This is a genomic window from Campylobacter concisus (assembly GCF_003048535.1).
GTDB lineage: Bacteria > Campylobacterota > Campylobacteria > Campylobacterales > Campylobacteraceae > Campylobacter_A > Campylobacter_A concisus_S.
In genome coordinates this window covers 1-1622 of the sequence record NZ_PIRQ01000016.1, presented here as the reverse complement: position 1 = coordinate 1622, position 1622 = coordinate 1, and the positions used below count along the sequence as shown (strand labels likewise).

The window sequence follows — 1622 nt, the reverse complement described above, 5'->3', positions numbered from 1 at the left end:
GCAGGTCCCAAGGGTATGGCTGTTCGCCATTTAAAGCGGTACGCGAGCTGGGTTCAGAACGTCGTGAGACAGTTCGGTCCCTATCTGCCGTGGGCGTAAGAAGATTGAGGAGAGTTGACCCTAGTACGAGAGGACCGGGTCGAACCAACCACTGGTGTACGAGTTGTTCTGCCAAGAGCACCGCTCGGTAGCTATGTTGGGATGTGATAACTGCTGAAAGCATCTAAGCAGGAAGCCAACTCCAAGATGAATCTTCTTTTAAGAGCTCATATAGACTATGTGTTTGATAGGCTGGGTGTGTAATGGATGAAAGTCCTTTAGCTGACCAGTACTAATAGCTCGTCTGCTTATCTTTTAATAAGCATCACTTCCTTGTTAAGGATAAAAACTTAATAAGATATGTTTTTATAAGACTTTGTTTATGACTTTTAACTTTATCAAGTAGTGTTAAATAAGAGATTTATCTGATATATTTTTTATTTAACACTGCCCGTGACTATACAGACGAGGAAACGCCTTGCTCCATCTCGAACCAAGAAGCTAAGCTCGTCCTGGCTGATGATACTCTCCCTTACTGGGATGTTGGAAAAGTAGGTCGTTGCGGGCTTTGTTAATTTTTAATCTTCTTTATCTAAACAATCTTCTTTTAATATTTTTTTAATTTATAACAAAATATCAAATCTAAAATTTATTTATATTTTTAAATAATTAGACTTTTTATCTCTATGTTTTAAATATCTTTTAGTTTATGCTTTTATACAAGTGTTGACTAAAAACACCAAATATGATAGACTCCAAACCCAAATTTACCCAAAAAGGACAAAAATGAAAAAGATTATATTCTCACTATTAGCAGCAGCTTCTACATTACTAGCAGCCATAAATTTAAACACCGCCACAAAAGAAGAGTTAATGAGTTTAGATGGTATAGGTTCTTCAAAGGCAGATGCAATAATAGAGTATAGAAAAGCGAATAAATTTAACTCAATAGAAGATATAAAAAATGTAAATGGTATAGGCGATAAGACATTTGAAAATTTAAAATCAGATATATCAGTATCAGGCACTACAAAGATAGATGACACAAAATCAAAAATAAAATCTAAAAAAGATGAGATAAAAGAAAAAGCAAGTAAAAAGAGTGATGAAGTAAAAGAGAAAAAAGATAGTGCTAAAGATGATAGTATAAAAGAGATAAAAGATAAGAAAGAAAAGCTAAAAGATAAAACAGAGAAAAAGAGTAAAGCTAAAAAAGAGAAAAGCAAAGAGTAATAAAGCTAGAAATTTATAAAAATTCCTACATAAAGATATATAAAAATAGTTAGGAGCGCATAGCGTTCCTAATAAATAAAATAGATTGGTTTTTATATATCTGCCTGCTTTTTAAATTCTATAACCTAGTTTGTCTACTTTTTAAATTTTATAAATTAATAAGCTCATCTAATAGATCTTGTAAAGTAATGCTTCTTAAACTATCCTCTAAAGCTTCTTGTGCTTTTAGGAAGTGGTTGGTTAAAAGTCCCTCGATCTTGCCACCAAGTGGGCAAGCTTTAGGTGAGTCAGAGTGGATCTTAAAAAGTTTTTCTTTATTATTTACTGCGTTAAAAATTTGAAGGAGGGTT

The 1622-nt window shown here is 32.9% G+C and carries 2 protein-coding genes and 2 rRNA genes (1 of these 4 running past the window's edge); 3 read left to right on the top strand and 1 reads right to left on the bottom strand.

What is annotated here, in order from left to right:
• The 3 genes from CVS93_RS09670 to CVS93_RS10145 form a co-directional block, all read left to right on the top strand.
• Positions 1 to 355 (top strand): 23S ribosomal RNA (locus CVS93_RS09670) (it extends 2548 nt beyond the left edge of the window).
• A 133-nt stretch (positions 356 to 488) separates the two neighbouring features.
• Positions 489 to 607 (top strand): 5S ribosomal RNA (gene rrf, locus CVS93_RS09665).
• Positions 608 to 825: 218 nt separating this feature from the next.
• Positions 826 to 1272 (top strand): helix-hairpin-helix domain-containing protein, encoded by a 447-nt coding sequence (locus tag CVS93_RS10145; RefSeq protein WP_107687457.1) that lies wholly within the window; start codon positions 826 to 828, stop codon positions 1270 to 1272.
• Between the two features lie 148 nt (positions 1273 to 1420).
• Here the strand turns inward: CVS93_RS10145 and CVS93_RS09655 are convergent.
• The coding region (locus CVS93_RS09655) for an Rrf2 family transcriptional regulator (RefSeq protein ID WP_234400133.1) at positions 1421 to 1622 on the bottom strand (202 nt) is incomplete at its 5' end.